The organism is Kitasatospora sp. NPDC056076, assembly GCF_042266305.1.
Lineage (GTDB): Bacteria > Actinomycetota > Actinomycetes > Streptomycetales > Streptomycetaceae > Kitasatospora.
Genome location: NZ_JBHJWG010000016.1, coordinates 115115 through 131619 on the forward strand (window position 1 = coordinate 115115; position 16505 = coordinate 131619).

The 16505-nt window shown below is 74.1% G+C and carries 20 protein-coding genes; 3 read left to right on the forward strand and 17 right to left on the reverse strand.

Annotated features, from left to right (window positions below):
- Positions 1 to 205: 205 nt before the first annotated feature.
- The 4 genes from hpt to dacB form a co-directional block, all read right to left on the reverse strand.
- Positions 206 to 760 carry a hypoxanthine phosphoribosyltransferase gene (gene hpt / locus ACFC1T_RS16055; protein ID WP_363441651.1) on the reverse strand — a complete coding sequence of 185 codons (555 nt, stop codon included), beginning with the start codon at positions 758 to 760 and terminating at the stop codon, positions 206 to 208.
- A 70-nt stretch (positions 761 to 830) separates the two neighbouring features.
- The gene (tilS, locus tag ACFC1T_RS16060; RefSeq protein ID WP_375888749.1) at positions 831 to 1958 is read right to left on the reverse strand and encodes a tRNA lysidine(34) synthetase TilS; all 1128 of its coding nucleotides are present in this window, start codon (positions 1956 to 1958) and stop codon (positions 831 to 833) included.
- A 301-nt stretch (positions 1959 to 2259) separates the two neighbouring features.
- Complete coding sequence (locus tag ACFC1T_RS16065) at positions 2260 to 3444, reverse strand: zinc-dependent metalloprotease (protein WP_375888750.1); 1185 nt, start codon at positions 3442 to 3444, stop codon at positions 2260 to 2262.
- 195 nt (positions 3445 to 3639) lie between these two features.
- Entirely contained in the window at positions 3640 to 4923 is a 1284-nt protein-coding gene (gene dacB / locus ACFC1T_RS16070) for a D-alanyl-D-alanine carboxypeptidase/D-alanyl-D-alanine-endopeptidase (RefSeq protein ID WP_375888753.1), read from the reverse strand.
- A gap of 256 nt (positions 4924 to 5179) precedes the next feature.
- Between dacB and ACFC1T_RS16075 the strand changes: the two genes are divergently transcribed.
- Positions 5180 to 5671: an inorganic diphosphatase gene (locus ACFC1T_RS16075; protein WP_375888755.1), complete on the forward strand. Its 492-nt coding sequence runs from the start codon at positions 5180 to 5182 to the stop codon at positions 5669 to 5671.
- A gap of 112 nt (positions 5672 to 5783) precedes the next feature.
- On the opposite strand, the gene ACFC1T_RS16080 is transcribed toward ACFC1T_RS16075, so the two are convergent.
- The 3 genes from ACFC1T_RS16080 to ACFC1T_RS16090 form a co-directional block, all read right to left on the reverse strand.
- Positions 5784 to 5993 (reverse strand): dodecin, encoded by a 210-nt coding sequence (locus ACFC1T_RS16080; protein WP_375888757.1) that lies wholly within the window; start codon positions 5991 to 5993, stop codon positions 5784 to 5786.
- 118 nt (positions 5994 to 6111) lie between these two features.
- A complete protein-coding gene (locus ACFC1T_RS16085; protein WP_375888760.1) occupies positions 6112 to 7071 on the reverse strand; it encodes an asparaginase in 960 nt (319 codons plus the stop codon).
- A gap of 74 nt (positions 7072 to 7145) precedes the next feature.
- Complete coding sequence (locus ACFC1T_RS16090) at positions 7146 to 7763, reverse strand: ABC transporter substrate-binding protein (RefSeq protein ID WP_375888762.1); 618 nt, start codon at positions 7761 to 7763, stop codon at positions 7146 to 7148.
- A 482-nt stretch (positions 7764 to 8245) separates the two neighbouring features.
- Here ACFC1T_RS16090 and dtd point away from each other — a divergent pair, with 482 nt between their 5' ends.
- Positions 8246 to 8686: a D-aminoacyl-tRNA deacylase gene (gene dtd / locus ACFC1T_RS16095; protein WP_375888765.1), complete on the forward strand. Its 441-nt coding sequence runs from the start codon at positions 8246 to 8248 to the stop codon at positions 8684 to 8686.
- Positions 8687 to 8766: 80 nt separating this feature from the next.
- Here the strand turns inward: dtd and ACFC1T_RS16100 are convergent, their stop codons facing one another.
- The 3 genes from ACFC1T_RS16100 to ACFC1T_RS16110 form a co-directional block, all read right to left on the reverse strand.
- On the reverse strand, positions 8767 to 9729 hold the full coding sequence (locus tag ACFC1T_RS16100) for a YgfZ/GcvT domain-containing protein (protein WP_375888864.1): 963 nt from the start codon (positions 9727 to 9729) through the stop codon (positions 8767 to 8769).
- Positions 9730 to 9748: 19 nt separating this feature from the next.
- On the reverse strand, positions 9749 to 10231 hold the full coding sequence (locus tag ACFC1T_RS16105; protein ID WP_375888768.1) for a Fur family transcriptional regulator: 483 nt from the start codon (positions 10229 to 10231) through the stop codon (positions 9749 to 9751).
- Positions 10232 to 10310: 79 nt separating this feature from the next.
- Entirely contained in the window at positions 10311 to 10913 is a 603-nt protein-coding gene (locus ACFC1T_RS16110; RefSeq protein WP_375888866.1) for an FABP family protein, read from the reverse strand.
- A 370-nt stretch (positions 10914 to 11283) separates the two neighbouring features.
- On the opposite strand from ACFC1T_RS16110, the gene ACFC1T_RS16115 reads away from it, so the two are divergent.
- Positions 11284 to 11646 (forward strand): DsrE family protein, encoded by a 363-nt coding sequence (locus tag ACFC1T_RS16115; RefSeq protein ID WP_375888771.1) that lies wholly within the window; start codon positions 11284 to 11286, stop codon positions 11644 to 11646.
- 4 nt (positions 11647 to 11650) lie between these two features.
- Here the strand turns inward: ACFC1T_RS16115 and ACFC1T_RS16120 are convergent, their stop codons facing one another.
- The 7 genes from ACFC1T_RS16120 to ACFC1T_RS16150 form a co-directional block, all read right to left on the reverse strand.
- Positions 11651 to 11938 (reverse strand): DUF3099 domain-containing protein, encoded by a 288-nt coding sequence (locus ACFC1T_RS16120; protein WP_375888773.1) that lies wholly within the window; start codon positions 11936 to 11938, stop codon positions 11651 to 11653.
- Positions 11939 to 12003: 65 nt separating this feature from the next.
- Positions 12004 to 12294: a DUF1416 domain-containing protein gene (locus ACFC1T_RS16125; protein ID WP_030288989.1), complete on the reverse strand. Its 291-nt coding sequence runs from the start codon at positions 12292 to 12294 to the stop codon at positions 12004 to 12006.
- Positions 12295 to 12332: 38 nt separating this feature from the next.
- Positions 12333 to 13169: a sulfurtransferase gene (locus tag ACFC1T_RS16130; protein WP_375888776.1), complete on the reverse strand. Its 837-nt coding sequence runs from the start codon at positions 13167 to 13169 to the stop codon at positions 12333 to 12335.
- Positions 13170 to 13422: 253 nt separating this feature from the next.
- Entirely contained in the window at positions 13423 to 13503 is an 81-nt protein-coding gene (locus ACFC1T_RS16135) for an Ms5788A family Cys-rich leader peptide (RefSeq protein ID WP_350517234.1), read from the reverse strand.
- A gap of 257 nt (positions 13504 to 13760) precedes the next feature.
- Positions 13761 to 14483 carry a DUF2993 domain-containing protein gene (locus ACFC1T_RS16140; protein WP_375888778.1) on the reverse strand — a complete coding sequence of 241 codons (723 nt, stop codon included), beginning with the start codon at positions 14481 to 14483 and terminating at the stop codon, positions 13761 to 13763.
- 132 nt (positions 14484 to 14615) lie between these two features.
- Positions 14616 to 16142, reverse strand: a complete 1527-nt coding sequence (locus tag ACFC1T_RS16145; protein ID WP_375888780.1) for a hypothetical protein — start codon at positions 16140 to 16142, stop codon at positions 14616 to 14618.
- 5 nt (positions 16143 to 16147) lie between these two features.
- Positions 16148 to 16441: a MoaD/ThiS family protein gene (locus ACFC1T_RS16150; RefSeq protein WP_375888782.1), complete on the reverse strand. Its 294-nt coding sequence runs from the start codon at positions 16439 to 16441 to the stop codon at positions 16148 to 16150.
- Positions 16442 to 16505: the final 64 nt, after the last annotated feature.

The window sequence follows — 16505 nt, forward strand, 5'->3', positions numbered from 1 at the left end:
GTCCCTCCTGCCACTCAGCGGCGCCGGGAGGCTTTGGGCCGCGGCGCAATCCGAATCGATGCTCATGTGAAGAGCGGTTTATTGGACCGTACCGCAGTCGCACCCACCCATGGCGGGAGCACGGCGACACGGCTCAGCTTCTTTGTCCCCCGGTCCAACGGGCGGGAACAACCCTCTGTTCCCGCCCATAGCCCGAACGGAGCCCTCAACCGCCGTAGACGTGCGGGGCGAGGGTCCCGATGAAGGGGAGGTTACGCAGCTTCTCCGCGTAGTCCAGGCCGTAGCCGACCACGAACTCGTTGGGAATGTCGAAGCCGACGTACTTCACGTCGATCTCGACCTTGGCCGCGTCCGGCTTGCGCAGCAGGGTGCAGACCTCCAGCGAGGCCGGGCCGCGCGAGCCCAGGTTGCCCAGCAGCCAGGACAGCGTCAGACCGGAGTCGATGATGTCCTCGACGATCAGGACGTCCCGACCGGCGATGTCGGTGTCCAGGTCCTTCAGGATGCGCACCACACCGGAGGACTTGGTCCCCATGCCGTACGAGGAGACGGCCATCCAGTCCATCGTGACCTGCGAGTGCAGGGTCCGGGCCAGATCGGCCATCACCATGACGGCCCCCTTGAGGACGCCGACGATCAGCAGGTCCTTGCCTGCGTAGTCCCGGTCGATTCGCTCGGCCAGCTCCTGGAGCTTGGCGTCGATCTCGTCCTTGCTGATGAGCACCTTCGCGAGGTCAGCGCCCATGTCGTTCTGGTCCACCGGGGATACGTCCTCAAACGTTCGGGGTCTGTGTGGCCGGCGGCCGGCTCCCCCGGGACGTGCCTCGCCCTCAGTCGCCCTGCCGCCGAAAGACCAGCGTGCCACACCTACGGGTGGCCTCGACGCCCCCGGGTAGGTGCAGCGGCCCCTGGCCGCGCCATCCGGTGACCAGCAGGTCCACCGTCTCCAGGTGCCGGGCGAAGAGGTCCCCGGCCGGACAGCCCGCCCGCAGCGCCGCCCGCCGCAGCACCCGGCGCCGGACGGCGGGTGGCAGTTCGGCCAGTTTCACGGCGTCCAGGGTGCCTTCGCCCGTACGGAGGTCGCGCTCGGCCAGCGAGGCCCACTGGTCGAGGGCGTCGGCGTCGTCCCGGAACAGCCGGGCGGTGCGGGCCAGCGCCTCGACCACGCCGCCGCCGAGGTGCTTCTCCAGCACCGGCAGCACCTCGTGGCGGACCCGGGAGCGGGTGTAGGCGGGATCACAGTTGTGCGGGTCGTCCCAGACCGGGATCGCCTGGGCGGAGCAGGCCTGCAGGGTGGCCGCCCGGTCCAGCTCCAGCAGCGGGCGGCGGTAGCGGCCCTTCTGGGCCGGCATCCCGGCCAGCGAGCGGGAGCCGGAGCCGCGGGCCAGGCCCAGCAGCACGGTCTCGGCCTGGTCGTCCCGGGTGTGGCCGAGCAGCACCGCGATCGCGCCGTGGCGCTCGGCGGCCTCGTCCAGGGCGGCGTAGCGGGCGTCCCGGGCGGCGGCCTCGGGGCCGCCGGCCCGGCCGACCCGCACCGGGACGGCCTCGACCGGGTCCAGGCCCAGCGAGCGCAGGCGCTCGGCGACCTGGGCGGCGCGGTCGGCGGAGCCGTCCTGGAGGCCGTGGTCGACGGTGACGGCGCCGACCCGCAGACCGATCTTGGGGGCCTCGAAGGCGGTAGCGATGGCCAGCGCCATCGAGTCCGCGCCGCCGCTGACGGCGACCAGGACCAGCGGCGAGCCGGGGGCGGCCGGGGTGCGCGGCAGCCCGGAGGGGTGGCGGGCGGCGTTGCCGATCAGGGTGGTGCCGACGGCGGCACCGACCAGCGGCGCCCCGGCGGGGCGCCCGCGGGGTTCGCGCACGGGCGCGGTGAAGGTGGTACCGGCCTCGGCGGCGAGGTCGGTGAGCGTACGGCGAACGGCCAGGCGTATCGCGGCGACGGCGGGGTGAGGGCCCACGGCGGACGACTCCTCGACGGAGGGGACAGGGCTGCGGCGGGCGGCCGGAACCGCGCACCTGGATAGCGCCGCGTTACCGGGCGCTCACAGATGGTGGCAGAAAGTGGCGGGCCGCTACGCCACCCGCGCCACCGGTACGACCACCGTCCCACGTACGGGTGAATGGAGAAACGTATCTTCACCCATCATCTGCCCGATTGGACCACTCGTACGAGCGGGTTTGACCGCCGCCGACCGACGGCGGTCCCCCGGTACTCCGGGAATGCCCGATCGGGGCCTCCCGAGGGCCTCCCCGAGGGCCTCAGCGGCCGACCCGGGCGACCCAGGCGGCCGGGTCGTGGATCTCGTCCTTGGTCGGCAGGGTGTTCGGGGACGTCCACACCCGGTTGAAGCCCTCCATGCCGACCTGCTCCACCACCGCCCGGACGAACACCGCGCCGTCCTGGTACTGCCGCAGCTTGGCGTCCATGCCCAGCAGCCGGCGCAGCATCAGGTCCAGCCGGTTCGCCCCGCGGTCACGGCGCTGCTGGAACTTCTCCCGGATCTCCGCCACCGTCGGCACCACGGCCGGGCCGACGCCGTCCATCACCACGTCCGCGTGACCCTCCAGCAGCGACATCACCGCCGTCAGCCGGCCGAGGATCTCGCGCTGCGCGGGCGACTGGACGATCTCCAGCAGGTTCCCGCCGGAGGCGCTGTCCCGGCCCTCCCGGGCGCCGGTGCCCGGCAGGCCGGCGCCGAGCGAGCCCGCCGCGTCGCGCAGCCGCTCCAGCAGCGCGCCCGGGTCCACGTCCGTCTCGGCCAGGAAGGACTGCACCTCGGACTGGATGTGGTCGCGCAGCCACGGCACCGCGGTGAACTGGGTGCGGTGGGTCTCCTCGTGCAGGCAGACCCAGAGCCGGAAGTCGGACGGGTCGACGTCCAGCTCGCGCTCGACGTGCACGATGTTCGGCGCCACCAGCAGCAGCCGGCCCGGCCCCGGGCCCTCCGGGCCCAGCCGCGGCTTGTCGAACAGCGCCGCCGGGCTGTCCGGCGCCTCCAGCGAGGGCTCGGCCGGGGCGAAGGTCTCGTACTGGCCCAGCACCTTGGTGGACAGGAACGCCAGCAGCGCGCCGACCTCGATCCCGGTGGCCTTCTCCCCCACCGCCCCGAAGACGCCCGCCGCCGCGCCGGTGGCCCGCCGCGCCTGGAGCTTCTCCACCAGCGGCTGGACCACCGTGCGGAAGCCCGCCACGTTCGCCCGGACCCAGCCCGGGCGGTCCACCACCAGCACCGGCGTCGCGGCGGCCGCGGCCAGACTGCTCGACCGCATCCCGGTGAACACCCGCACGTGCTCCTCGGCCTCCAGCGCGTGCCGGCGCAGCTCGGCGACGACCGCCGCCGCCTCGGCCCGGCTCACCTCCGGCCCCGGCCGCACCAACCTGGTCGCAGTAGCGACCGCGAGATTCCAGTCGACCATGTCAGCCCCGCCGCTCGCGCTCGTCATGCCCTCACCGTACGTGCTCCCCACCGTCAACGGCAGCCACCCGCCACGAACACCCTGCCCGCCTCCGGGCCCGCTCGAACCCGCCCTCCACGGGCCCCCGACGGCCCGGCGGGCGCCGCCCCGGCCGCCCCTCCGGCCGCCCCTCCGGCCGGCCTCCGCCGGGCGGCGGACGGGGGGGAACGGAACCGGGGTCGGTCAGTGGCAGCCGCAGGAGGCGAGGCGGGCGGCGATCCGGTCCATGGCGGCGCGGGCGGTGTCCGCCGGCGCGGTGGTGCGGGTCATCACGGCGAAGGCCAGCAGGCGGCCGTCGGCGTCCACCACGGTGCCCGCGAGGGTGTTGACCCCGCTGAGGCTGCCGGTCTTGGCGCGGATCAGCCCGGCCGCGTCGGCGGCGCCGGAGCCCGAGCCGTAGCGCTTGGCCAGGGTGCCGGTGAAACCGGCCACCGGGAGGCCGGTGAGGACCGGGCGCAGCGCGGGGTGCTGGTCGGAGGAGGCCAACGCGAGGATCCGGACCAGGACGGCGGGCGGGATCCGGTTGTCCGTGTTCAGGCCGCTGCCGTCGTTGAGGACCACGCCGGTCATCGGCACGCCGAGCCTGCCGAGTTCCTTGACGACGGCGGTCGCCGCGCCCTCGTAGCCGGCCGGCTGGTGCCCGGCGAGGGCGACCTGACGGGCGATCGCCTCGGCGAGCTGGTTGTCCGAGGTGGTGAGCAGGCGCTCGACCAGCCGGGCGACGGTCGGCGAGTCGACCTTGCCGAGGACGGGGGCGTCGGCGGCGGCCGGGGAGGTGGCCGGCCTGGCCCTGCCCTCGACGGTGACGCCCTGGGCGGCGAGCATCGTGGCGAAGGCCGTGGCGGCCGCGCCCGCCGGGTCGGCGACCCGGAGCGGGGCCTCGTCCTTGCTCTTCGGGTCGACCTTGGCCTCGTCCACCATCAGCGGGACGACCAGGGCGAGGTTCTCGTTGTCGGGCTTCCGCTGCTGGGTGCTGTCGGGGTACAGCGACAGGTCGTAGCCCAGCCGGACCGTCGTGGTCCCGGCCGCCTTGAGGGCGGTGGCGGTCTGTCGGGCGAGCTCCTCCAGCGAGGCGGGCGCGGTGTCGGCGTCGACGGGCCGGCCGCCGACCTGCACCTGGTCGGCGGGCAGCGCGGTGAGCGTCGGGTCCCCGCCGCCGACCAGGGTGATGCTGCCCGGGTCCGTGCCGCGGACCACCCGGGTGGTGAGCCGGGTGTCGGCGGGGATCAGCGACAGGGCCGCGACCGAGGTGGCCAGCTTGGTGGTGGAGGCCGGGGTGACCGGGGTGTTCTCGTCGGAGCCGTACAGGAGTTGCCCGCCGGCGGCGTCCGCGACGGCGAGGGTCACGGTGCCCAGGCTCCTGTCGGCGAGTGCGGGGGCCAGCGCCTGCTGGAGGCCCTGCGCGGTGGGGACGGCGGCCTCCGGGCCGTCCCCGGCGACGGCCAGGACGGCGCCCGCGGCGGGCACCGGGCGCGCGACCGGCGTACCGCTGACACCGCCGGCACCATCGCCACCGCCCGGCGAGGGGGACGGCTGCGCGTACGCACCGCCCCCGCCCAGCACCGCCCCGGCGACCAGAAGGGCCGCTCCGCACAGCCCCGCGGCCGTCCCCCCGCGGCGCCGCGCCGCCCCCGCCCCAGCTCCCACCGACCGGCCCCTTTCCCCAGCACTCACTCCCGTAGGAGACACTTGGATTCTGTCAGTCCCTACCTTGGAGGAACCGTTGGAATTCGACGTCCTTATCGAAATCCCGAAGGGCTCTCGTAACAAGTACGAGGTCGACCACGAGACCGGCCGTCTGCGGCTCGACCGGATGCTCTTCACGTCGACCCGCTACCCGGCCGACTACGGCTACGTCGAGGGCACCCTGGCGGACGACGGTGACCCGCTGGACGCCCTGGTCATCCTGGACGAGCCGACCTTCCCCGGTTGCCTGATCAAGTGCCGCGCCATCGGCATGTTCAAGATGACGGACGAGGCGGGCGGCGACGACAAGCTGCTCTGCGTCCCGGCGACGGACCCGCGCTGGGAGCACCTGCGCGACATCCACCACGTGTCGGAGTTCGACCGCCTGGAGATCCAGCACTTCTTCGAGGTCTACAAGGACCTGGAGCCGGGCAAGTCGGTCGAGGGCGCCAACTGGGTCGGCCGTGTCGAGGCCGAGGCCGAGGTCACCGCTTCGGTCAAGCGTCTCGCGGAGCAGGGCGGCCACTGATCCGTCGTTCCGATCTAGGTCGGGACAGCCAGGGGGCCGGGGCCCGCGGACCGATCCGCGGGCCCCGGCCCCTGCCGTTCCGGGAGGCGTTCGAGGAGACGTTCGGGGAGGCTCAGTCCTCCAGCCGGAAGCCGACCTTCAACCCGACCTGGTAGTGCTTCACCTGGCCCTCCTCGATGTGGCCGCGGATCTCCGTGACTTCGAACCAGTCGAGGTTGCGCAGCGTCCGGGAGGCCCGCTCCACCCCGTTGCGGATGGCCGAGGCGACGCTCTCGGTCGAGGACCCGACGATCTCGGTCACCCGGTACACGTGGTCGGTCATGGCGGACTCCCTCAGCTGTGCGACGGCCCCCGTCCACCGTGCACCGCCCCCGCCCCGCCCGCACCCCGACGACGGCCGACCGAAGGCCGACCGGAAGCCGGAGCCGCCGACGGGTGACCTAGAAGGCCGCGCGGACCTCGCCGACCGGGGCGCCGCCGCCGAACAGCGGGGCCGCGCCGATCCGCTCGACCGCGTCGTCCGCGCCGGTCACCCCGAGCCGGCGCAGCGCCGCCGCCAGCACCGGGCCGCGGGCCCGCTCGGAGCCGTCGTCGATCTTGAAGGCGAGGGCCCGGCCGTCCGCCAGCGCGACCACCTGGACGGCCTCGGCGCCCATCTTGGAGAGCGCGCCCGGAACGGACCGCATCAGCAGGGTGTCGGCCCGGCGGGTGCCGGCCACGTACTCGGGGTGGGCGCGCATCGCGTCGGCCACCCGCCGCTGCGCGGTGCCCTCCCCGGCCAGCACCAGGCGGCGGTAGCCGCGGGCCAGGCCGGTCAGCGTGACGGCGAGCAGCGGGGCGCCGCAGCCGTCCACCCCGGTGTGCGCCGGGGTCTCGCCGGTGCCCTCGGCGAGGGCCTCGCGGGCCAGCTCCTGGATCGGGTGCGCCGGGTCGAGGTACGTCTCGGTGTCCCAGCCGTTGGCGACGCAGGCGGCCAGCCAGCCGGCGTGCTTGCCGGAGCAGTCCATCAGGATCGGGGCGCGCCGTCCGCCGGCGGCGAGCAGCAGCTCCGCCTCGGTCTCGTCCAGGGGCAGGTCGGCCGGGGTGCGCAGGGCCGACTCGTCGAGGCCGGCGGAGCTCAGGATGGCCCGTACGCCGTCGAGGTGAAACGATTCCGCGGAGTGGCTGGAGGCCGCCAGGGCCAGCAGCTCGCCCTCGATCGCCAGCCCGGCCCGCAGGGTCGCCATCGCCTGGAACGGCTTGGCCGTCGAGCGGGGGAAGACCGGCGCGTCGGGGTCGCCGAGCGCGAACTCCACCGAACCGTCGGCGGCCAGCAGGACCAGGGAGCCGTGGTGCCGGCCCTCGGTGAAGCCCGAGCGTATGACCTCGGCGAGCACGGGCGGGGTGGCGGACTGGGACATCGCGGAGCCTTCCGGGGGCGAGGGTGGGCCGGGAGGAAGCCGGACCCCACCCACCCCGCGACGACTCACCCGGTCTAGAGCGGCCTCTCCGAGAGCAGGTCGTCGACCCGTGCTTCCCCATCACGGTACCTGCGGGTGATCTCGGCGTTGCAACCGTCCGCCGTCCGCAGCAGCCGCTGGCGGCGGCCGGACACCTCGCGCTCGTGGGCGCGCAGCCGCTCCAGGGCGGCCAGCAGCTCCTCCGCCGGGTGGGCCGCCAGGTCGGCGAGCTGGACGTCGCCCATCAGCGCGTCCGCCTCCAGCTGGGACTCCTGGGTGCGCGGCGGGCCGAGGGTGACGTGCCGGGCCGAGCGCCGCACCGTGGAGGGCGCGTCGGTCAGGATGGCCGGCAGCCGGTCCAGCAGGTCGCCGCCGGGCTCCTCGCCGGCCGCCGGGGACGGGTGGGCGGGGCCGCCGCCGGGGCGCCGGTCGAGCTCGGCGCGCAGGATGTCCATCCGCCCGTGCAGCAGCCGCCGCAGGTAGGACAGGTCGGCCTCCTGCGCCAGGGTCTCCCGGCGCAGGATCCGCAGCTGGTCCAGGCCCAGCGCCTCCAGGTCCGGCTCGCCGTCCCGGACGGCCGTCCAGGACCGGTCCCCGGCGGCCTGCGCCACCGGTCCGGAACGGCTCCACGCCGCGCTGCTCGCGTCCATCATCCAGCCCACCTGCCGTCGTCCGATCCCGCCCGCTCGCGGCACCCCGTCCCTGCCGCCGGCCCGGCCCGTCCCCCGACGGGCTCGTGCGTCCCGTCCGTTGGCACGCCCGGGGGCCCCGAAGGGTTCCACTCCCCGGCCGGGACCACCCGCCGGGGCGACCCCGACAGAACGCCTGACCTACCGGCTCGACCGCCCGGCCGAACCCGGCCCGGTGCGGCGGACCTCCAGGCGCGCCGGGCCTTCGTGCGGTCCCCCAGCGTGCCACCCCACCCGGCGCGCGCGCACCGCCCGTGCACCCGAACGGCCCCCTGGCGAACGGGGGTGGCTGATATGACCGGGCCTTTCCGCAGCAGGAGCAGCGCCCGAACCTGCGCAGGCGCGCGCTGCACGGCGTGCGCCACCCTTGTGCGCGCCCCAGGTGCACGCCCCCGGATTCCCCCGGGACCCCACGGGGCGCCCCGGTGCTCCGGCACAATGGCGGCATGCGAGCAGTGGTGCAGCGAGTGACCGAGGCCCGGGTGACCGTGGCCGGAGAGACCGTCGGCGCGATCGAGGGGCCCGGGCTCTGCGTCCTGGTCGGCGTGACCCACGAGGACACCCCGGCCAAGGCGGCCCAACTGGCCCGCAAACTCTGGACGCTGCGGATCCTGCCGGTCGACGGCGAGGGCGTGGAGCAGAGTTGCTCGGACATCGGCGGCCCGCTGCTGGTGATCAGCCAGTTCACCCTCTACGGCGACGCCCGCAAGGGCCGCCGGCCCACCTGGACCGCCGCCGCCCCCGGGCCGGTCGCCGAGCCGCTGGTGGACGAGGTGGTGGCCCAACTGCGCGCGCTGGGCGCCAAGGTGGAGACGGGCCGGTTCGGCGCCGACATGCAGGTGGCGCTGGTGAACGACGGCCCGTTCACCGTCCTCGTCGAGGTCTGAGGCCCCGGAGCGCCCGAGGGCCGGGCCCCGGGCCGGTGCCGTGAGGCCCCGGCCCCGCCCCGCCCCGGACCCTGCCCGGCCTACTGCGGGACGATCACGTCCTGGGTGCCCGGCACCGTGCCGGCCAGCAGCACCGCGTCCACCGGCACGTTCCGCTTGACGACCGCCAGCGCGATCGGCCCCAGCTCGTGGTGCCGGGCCGAGGAGGTCACGAGGCCCAGCGCCCGGCCGTCCGGGTCGGAGGCCAGCCGCACCTCGGTGCCGTGCGGGGGCAGCGTCTCCTCGGTGCCGTCCAGGTGCAGGAAGACCAGCCGGCGCGGCGGGCGGCCCAGGTTGTGCACCCGGGCGACGGTCTCCTGGCCGCGGTAGCAGCCCTTCTGCAGGTGGACGGCGGTGCGCAGCCAGTCCACCTCGTGCGGGATGGTCCGGTGGTCGGTCTCGAAGCCGAGCCGGGGCCGGTGGCCCTCGATCCGCAGCGCCTCGTAGGCCCAGACGCCGGCCGCCGGGCCGTACCCGGCGGTGCGCTCCGCCAGCTCGGCGCGCGGCACGAACAGGTCGCGGCCGTACGGGAGTTCGCGGACGGCGGCGGCGCCCTCGACGGAGCCGGTGGAGCCGGCCGGCAGGTGGACCACGGCGTAGTCGGCGGTCGCGTCGACGACCTCCACCCGGTAGAAGAACTTCATGCTCTCCAGGTAGCCGATCAGCGCCTCCTGGGTGCCGGGCTCGACGTGCGCCCAGGTGGTGGTGCCGTCGTCGACCAGGTAGAGGGCGTGCTCGACGTGCCCGTTCGGGGAGAGCACCAGCGCCTCGGTGGCGTGCTGCGGCTCCAGCCCGCTGACGTGCTGGGTCAGCAGCAGGTGCAGCCAGGCGAGGCGGTCCGCGCCGGTGACGGTGAGCACACCGCGGTGCGAGAGGTCGACGAAGCCGGTGCCCCTGGACAGGTTCCGTTGCTCGCGGAAGATGTCGCCGTAGTGGGCGGCGACGCCTTCGTCGGCCCCCTCGGCGGGGACGGCTCCGGGCAGGGCAAGCAGCGGGCTCTTCACACCGGTCATACCGGCCAGCTTACGACCGCTCGTCGGCCCGCCCGGCGGCGCAGTCGGCGCAGCGGCCGAAGATGGCGAAATGCTTGAGGTCGGTGTCGAAGCCGTGCTGCTCGCGCAGCCGGTCGACCAGCGGCTGGGCGATCTCGGTGTCGGTCTCGGTGACCTTCTCGCAGTCCCGGCAGACCAGGTGGAGGTGGTGGTGGCGGCCGGCCAGGTGGTAGGTCGGGGCGCCGTGGCCGAGGTGGGCGTGCGAGACCAGGCCCAGCTCCTCCAGCAGCTCCAGGGTCCGGTAGACGGTGGAGATGTTGATGCCGCTGGCGGTCTTGCGGACGTGGCAGAGGATGTCGTCGGGGGTGGCGTGGTCGAGGGCGTCCACGGCCTCCAGCACCAGCTGCCGCTGCGGCGTGAGGCGGTAGCCGCGCTCGCGCAGGTCGGTCTTCCAGTCGCCCGAGAGCTGCCAGTCGGTGGTGCCGGTGTCCGCCACGGTTTCTGTCCCTGCCAAGGTCGGGGGTCCTGGGACAAGTGTAGGGACCGGCCGGCGGCCGGTCCCTACCTCGTGCGCAGAACGTCCCGGGACGGGCCTACTTGAAGAAGGCGATGCCGTCGTCCGGCAGGTCGTTGATGTCCTTGATCAGCTGGGCCGGGCTGAGCACCTTCTTGAGCTGCGCGGACATGTACGGGCGCAGCGGCACGTTCGGGGCGGCCTTCTCGCCGACCCAGAGCAGCTCGCCGTTGACGAAGCCGTACAGCCGCTTGCCGCCGGAGTACTCCGGGGAGCCCTCGATCCGGGCCACCGCGTCGGTCGAGACGTCGACCTGCGGCTTGCCGTCGGCCAGCTCGCCGTACCAGATCTCGACCGTGCCGTCGTCGCGGACCGAGGAGATCTCGATCCCGCGCACGCCGCTGGTGCCGTCGTGGTTGCTGGTGATGCGCCAGAAGGCGTGCTCGTTCTCCAGCGGACGGACCTTCTCGCCCTCCTCGTCCAGCACCCAGGTGCGGGAGCGGAACTCCAGGAAGGGGCGGCCGTCGTGGCGGATCACGATCTCCTGGCCGAAGTTGCACTTCTCCGTGCCGGGGCCCGCCTCATTGGGCAGAGGGGCATAGACGCCCGCGCCCTCCCAGGTACCGAGGAGGAAGGCGAGCGGGACGACGTCCCTGTGGAGGTCAGAGGGGATCTCGATCATGTTCCTGGTCGCTGTCGTGGTCGGTGCGGTCTGCCTCAACCGTACGGCAGGGTCAGCGCTGGCCCTGGTACAGCTTCATCACCGAGAAGATGGCGAACCAGGTGATCAGCACGGCCATCAGGGCCAGCAGACCGTCGAAGAAGATTTCCAGACCGGACACGGGGGGCTCCCAGGCGGCGACAGTGTGGTGGATTTTGCTCGCGCCCACTCTATCCGGAGGGCTACGGTCGGTCGCGGTGAGCCCCACCACGTCGGCTTCCGCGCCGCAGCGTAGCCGCCGCGCCGCCTCCCCCGGGGCGCCGTTCAAGGTTTGCCCACGGGATTCCACGATGACGGCGGACGGGGGCGGCGGGACCTCTAAGGTGGCGCCATGTCGAAGAAGCTCGTCATCAAGGTGACCGCCGGTGCGGACGCGCCCGAGCGGTGCTCACAGGCCTTCACGGTGGCGGCCGTGGCCGTCGCCAGCGGGATCGACGTCTCGCTGTGGCTGACCGGGGAGTCCTCCTGGTTCGCGGTGCCGGGGAGGGCCGCGGAGTTCGAGCTGCCGCACGCCGCACCGCTGCCGGACCTGCTGGAGTCGATCCTGGCCTCCGGCTCGGTGACGCTGTGCACCCAGTGCGCGGCCCGGCGCGGGATCACCCAGAAGGACACCGTCGAGGGCGTCCGGATCGCGGGGGCGCAGGTCTTCGTCAGCGAGATCATGGCGGACAACGTCCAGGCGCTCGTCTACTGACGCCCTACGGGCGTTCCTCGTGGTCGGGGCGGTCCCGGTCGGGGCGGTCCCGGTCGTGGCCGGGCTCGTCCCACTTCGGGTCCTCCCAGCGCGGGTCGTTCCACCAGTCGTCGTCCGGGTCCCGCTTGTTGGCGAACACCGCGGCGGCCGGCGGGATGACCATCGCGACCACGCACAGTCCCACCGCGGCTCCCACCGAGAAGAACCGCACCACGCCCCAGGCCAGGACGAACAGGCCCAGGCACACGCCCATCATGGCGTAGTAGTAGCGCCGCCGGCGCCTCGTCTGCACGCCTTCCACGGTACGACCGAGGGCCCCCGCGCGGCAGGGGCCCTCGGCGTGATCGTCCGTGCCGGTCAGACCGCGATCGCGACCTCGACGGCGGTGCCCTGGGAGGCCACCACCTGACGGTCCACGGTCTGGCCCGGGACCAGCGCCCGCAGGGTCCACTTGCCCGGGCGGGCGAAGAACCGGAACTGGCCGGTCGCCGAGGTGGGCACCTCGGCCGTGAACTCGTTGTTCTCGTCCAGCAGCCGGACGTAGCCGTTGACCGGCTCACCGTCGCGGGTCACCGAACCCTGGATGATCGTCTCGTTCGCCACGTCAACTCCTGCCAGGTCCGGCCCGCCGGCCTTCGCACCGCACATGTCTGTCTCCTTCTGACTTACGGGTCGAGCCGGGGGGCTCAGTTGCTGCCGAGCTCGATCGGCACGCCGACCAGGCTGCCGTACTCGGTCCACGAGCCGTCGTAGTTCTTCACGTTCTCCTGGCCGAGCAGCTCGTGCAGCACGAACCAGGTGAGCGCGGAGCGCTCGCCGATCCGGCAGTAGGCGATGGTGTCCTTCGCCAGGTCGATGCCCTCGGCCTCGTAGAGGGCCTTGAGCTCGTCGTCGCTCTTGAAGGTGCCGTCGTCGTTGGCGTTCTTCGCCCACGGGATGTTGCGGGCGCTCGGCACGTGGCCGGGGCGCTGCGACTGCTCCTGCGGGAGGTGGGCCGGGGCGAGCAGCTTGCCGGAGAACTCGTCGGGCGAGCGGACGTCGACCAGGTTGAGGGTGCCGATGGCGGCGATCACGTCGTCGCGGAAGGCGCGGATCGAGGAGTCCACGGCCTGCGCCTGGTACGCGGTGGCCGGGCGGGCCGGGACCTCGGCGACCAGGTCGCGGGAGTCCAGCTCCCACTTCTTGCGGCCGCCGTCCAGCAGGCGGACGTCGCCGTGGCCGTACAGCTTGAAGTACCAGTAGGCGTACGAGGCGAACCAGTTGTTGTTGCCGCCGTACAGGACGACGGTGTCGTCGTTGGCGATGCCCTTGGCGCTGAGCAGCGCCTCGAAGCCGGCCTGGTCGATGAAGTCGCGGCGGACCGGGTCCTGGAGGTCCTGCTTCCAGTCGATCCGGACGGCGTTGCGGATGTGGTTCTTGTCGTACGCGGAGGTGTCCTCGTCGACCTCGACGATGACGACCTTCGGGTCGTCCAGGCGGGCCTGGACCCAGTCGGCGTCGACCAGGACGTCGCTGCGGCTCATGGTGGTGTTCTCCATCCGAGGGCGGTTTGCGGAAGGTGCTGCTCAGCTGCTCAGCGGGGGTGCTGCCGGGGTACTGCCGGGGTGCCCGAACGGAGGCGGCCCGAAATCCTGTCCGAATGATGGGACGGAGGAGGAGAACCGGGACGACCGGGCGGAGGACTGCGGAGCACGGCGGGGACCATCGGCCCCGAGGGCCGGACGAGGTCACCGGAAGGTCGGCGGCGGGCACGAACTGCCCTGCCAGGATGCCGACTCAGCGCATTCGACACAGACAGGCGGCCACGCGGCACAGGTCGACCGCCCGCCGCTTCGTGAGATCCGTCTGTCGCTTCATGCCGACGATGCTAAGGACACCGGAGGCCCGCTGTCATCAGCGTATCGAATGCCGAGACCAGAACGACCGGATACTGGGATTCGCCCTGGGCGCGGCCCGCCGGGCGCCGGGCGGGCCCCCGCCGACGGCCCACAACGGGCGGAAACGACACCGCCCCACGGTCCGCGCTGGACAGCGCGTCTCGCGGAGCGGAACGGGGGGTGCCCCTTCGGAACGGCCGGCGGCGGCCGGCGGGCGGGCAGCGGACGGGCGGCGGATCAGCCCAGCAGCTTGACGTCCTTGCCCTCGAAGGACAGCTGGAGGCCCTCCGGCAGCGGCGCCACGCCGTCCTTCGCGGCCAGCTGGAGGCCGGCCGGCATCGAGTCCAGGGTGAAGCTCGCCGGCTCGATCTTCCGGTTGCCCAGCCCGGCGACCATCTCGGCCAGCGAGCTCAGCTTGAGACCGTCCACGGTGATGGTGTTGCCCGTGTTGTGCACGGTGGCCTCACCCACCGAGACCGGACCCAGCGAGGCCTTGACCTTGCCCGGGCCGCCGTACGACAAGCTCAACCGGGCGTTGCCGCCGACCGGCAGCGAGGCGCCGCCCATCAGCTGGGAGGCCGGGGGCAGCAGCTGGGCGAGGTCCTGGTAGCTGATCACGCCGCTGCCGGCGCCGCTGTCCACGGTGGCGCTGTTCAGGCTGTCGCTCACCTCGACCCCGGACAGCTTCGCCTTGAAGGAGTGCAGCGCCACCTGCTGCCCGTTGTTCCGGACGGTCAGCCCGTCCGAGGAGATCCGGACGTCGTCCAGCTTCTTCGAGACCACCTGGGTGAGGAACGGGAAGCCCTCGATCGTGACGTCCGGCCGCTGGCTCATCCGGCCGTTCTTCACCAGCTGGTCGGCGGCCTCGTCCTCGGCCACGCCGACCGCGATCCGGTCCGCGCCCACCAGCAGCCCGGAGAGCACCACCAGGCCGATCGTCGCCTTCAGCCATCCGCGCATCGTGTCCCCCGTCGTCGCCGGTCGCCGTCGTCCGTCCCGGAGCCGCGCCGGGCGCGACCCTCCCGCACGACCGTACGACGTCCCGCCCCGGACGGTGGTTCCGGGGCGGGACGCGGTCGTGACGTACCCGACTCAGCCGGCCAGCAGCCCGGTGGCCATCCAGATCAGCGGCGCGGCCACCGCCAGCGGCAGCGCCACGCCCGCCGTCATGTGCACGAAGCGGGACGGGAAGTCGTACGCCGCGACCCGGCGGCCGACCAGCGCCCCCAGGCCGGCGAGCGCGCCCAGCGCCGGCGGCGCACCCACCAGCAGGCCCAGCAGCACCGCGGCGACCACACCCAGCACCGGGCCCAGCTGCTTCGGCCCGGGCAGCGGAGCCGCCGCCAGCACGGTGGCCAGCGCGACCGCGCCCACCCCCGCCGGCACCCAGTCGGCCAGCAGCAGCGTGGTGCACAGCGCCGTCACCACGGTGGCCGAACCCAGCACGGTCAGCGCGTAGAACCGCTCCTTCGGGTCCGACGGACGGAACGTCTGGAGCACCAGCACCAGCAGGAAGAACCCGCCCAGGGCGCCCACCACGGCCGCCGCACCACTGTCGGCGTCCGCCAGCAGCACCGCTACGTCGGCGGTGAGCCCGGACAGCGCGGCCAGCAGGATGCCCTGCCGGGCCGGCCACATGCCGTTCAGCCGGAACCAGCCGGCCGCCGTGAGCAGCTGCAGCGCCGCCACCACCAGGGCCAGCGCCACCTGCCCCAGCGCGGCACCGCCGGCCAGCAGCGCGGCCACGGCGGCGGTGATCAAGGCGGGCTGGAGGCCCGGGTCGATGATCGGCGAACCGGCCCGACCGCCCGGGGCCGCGGCCGCCGCCGGGGACATGGCCCCCGGGAACGGGAGGCCCGGCACCGGCTGCGCCGGGACGGCGCCGTACGCCGGGGCAGCGGGCAGGTCCGGGCGCTTGAGCGTCATGGTCGGCGGGTCGAAGCCCGGCCCGGCGCCGGGCGCCCCGACGGGCGGCGCGGGCGGCATGCCGCCGGGCGGCACCGCGGCCGCGGGATGCCCGACCGGCGCGCCCTGCGGGGCACCGTGCTGCGGGAAACCCTGCTGCGGGGCGGTCCGCGGCGCCGGGGCGGGCGCCCCGGCCGGGGCCGCGTGCCGCGCCCGGGAGGGCGGCGGCGGGGCCTGCGGCGGGTACGACTGCGGGTACGGCTGCGCCGCCGGAGGCTGCGGCGGGTACGGCTGCGCCGGGCCCTGCGGCGGGTACGGCTGCGCGGCCGGGGGCTGCTGCACCGGCGGCCGGCCGTACTGCGGCGGCGGGGCGACCGGCATCGCGCCGGAGACCGTCACCGGCGGCAGCAGCGTGGTGGCCGCCGCGTCGTCCATCGGCGGGACGGGCGGGAGCAGCGTGGTCGCCGCGTCGTCCATCGGGGGCACCGGCGGCAGCAGGGTGGTGGCGGCCGCGTCGTCCAGCGCGGGCACCGGCGGCAGCACGGTGGTGGCGTCGGCGTCGTCCACCGGATAGCCGTACGGGTGCTGCGGCTGCTGCGGGTGCCGCGGCGCGTGCTGCTGCTGGTACTGCTGCGGATGCGGATAGGGCTGCTGCGGCTGCTGCGGCCAGTTGCCGTGGCCGCCGCCGTGGTTCGGGTCGTTCATGTCCGTCACGCCGCTCAGCCTCCCGCGAACGGCGGGAGGATCTCGACCGTCCCGCCCTCGGTCAGGGCCACCGTCGCGTGGTCCCGGCCGCCGACCTGCGCGCCGTCGACCAGGTACGAGCAGTGCCCGAGCAGCTGGACGAGCTTCGGCCGGTCGGCGTGCCGCTGCCGGGCCGCGGCCAGCGCCTCCGCCAGGGTCGCCGCCTCGTACGGCTCCTCGGCCAGCCCGGCCTCGGACTTCGCCGCCGCCCAGTAGCGGATCGTCCCGCGCGCCCGGGCGCCGCTCGCGGGCTCGGTGGTCGCGCCCATCGGGCCACCCCATTCCGTTCGTCCTCGCCCGGCCCCGGTGACCCGGTCCGGCTCGCCACCGGAG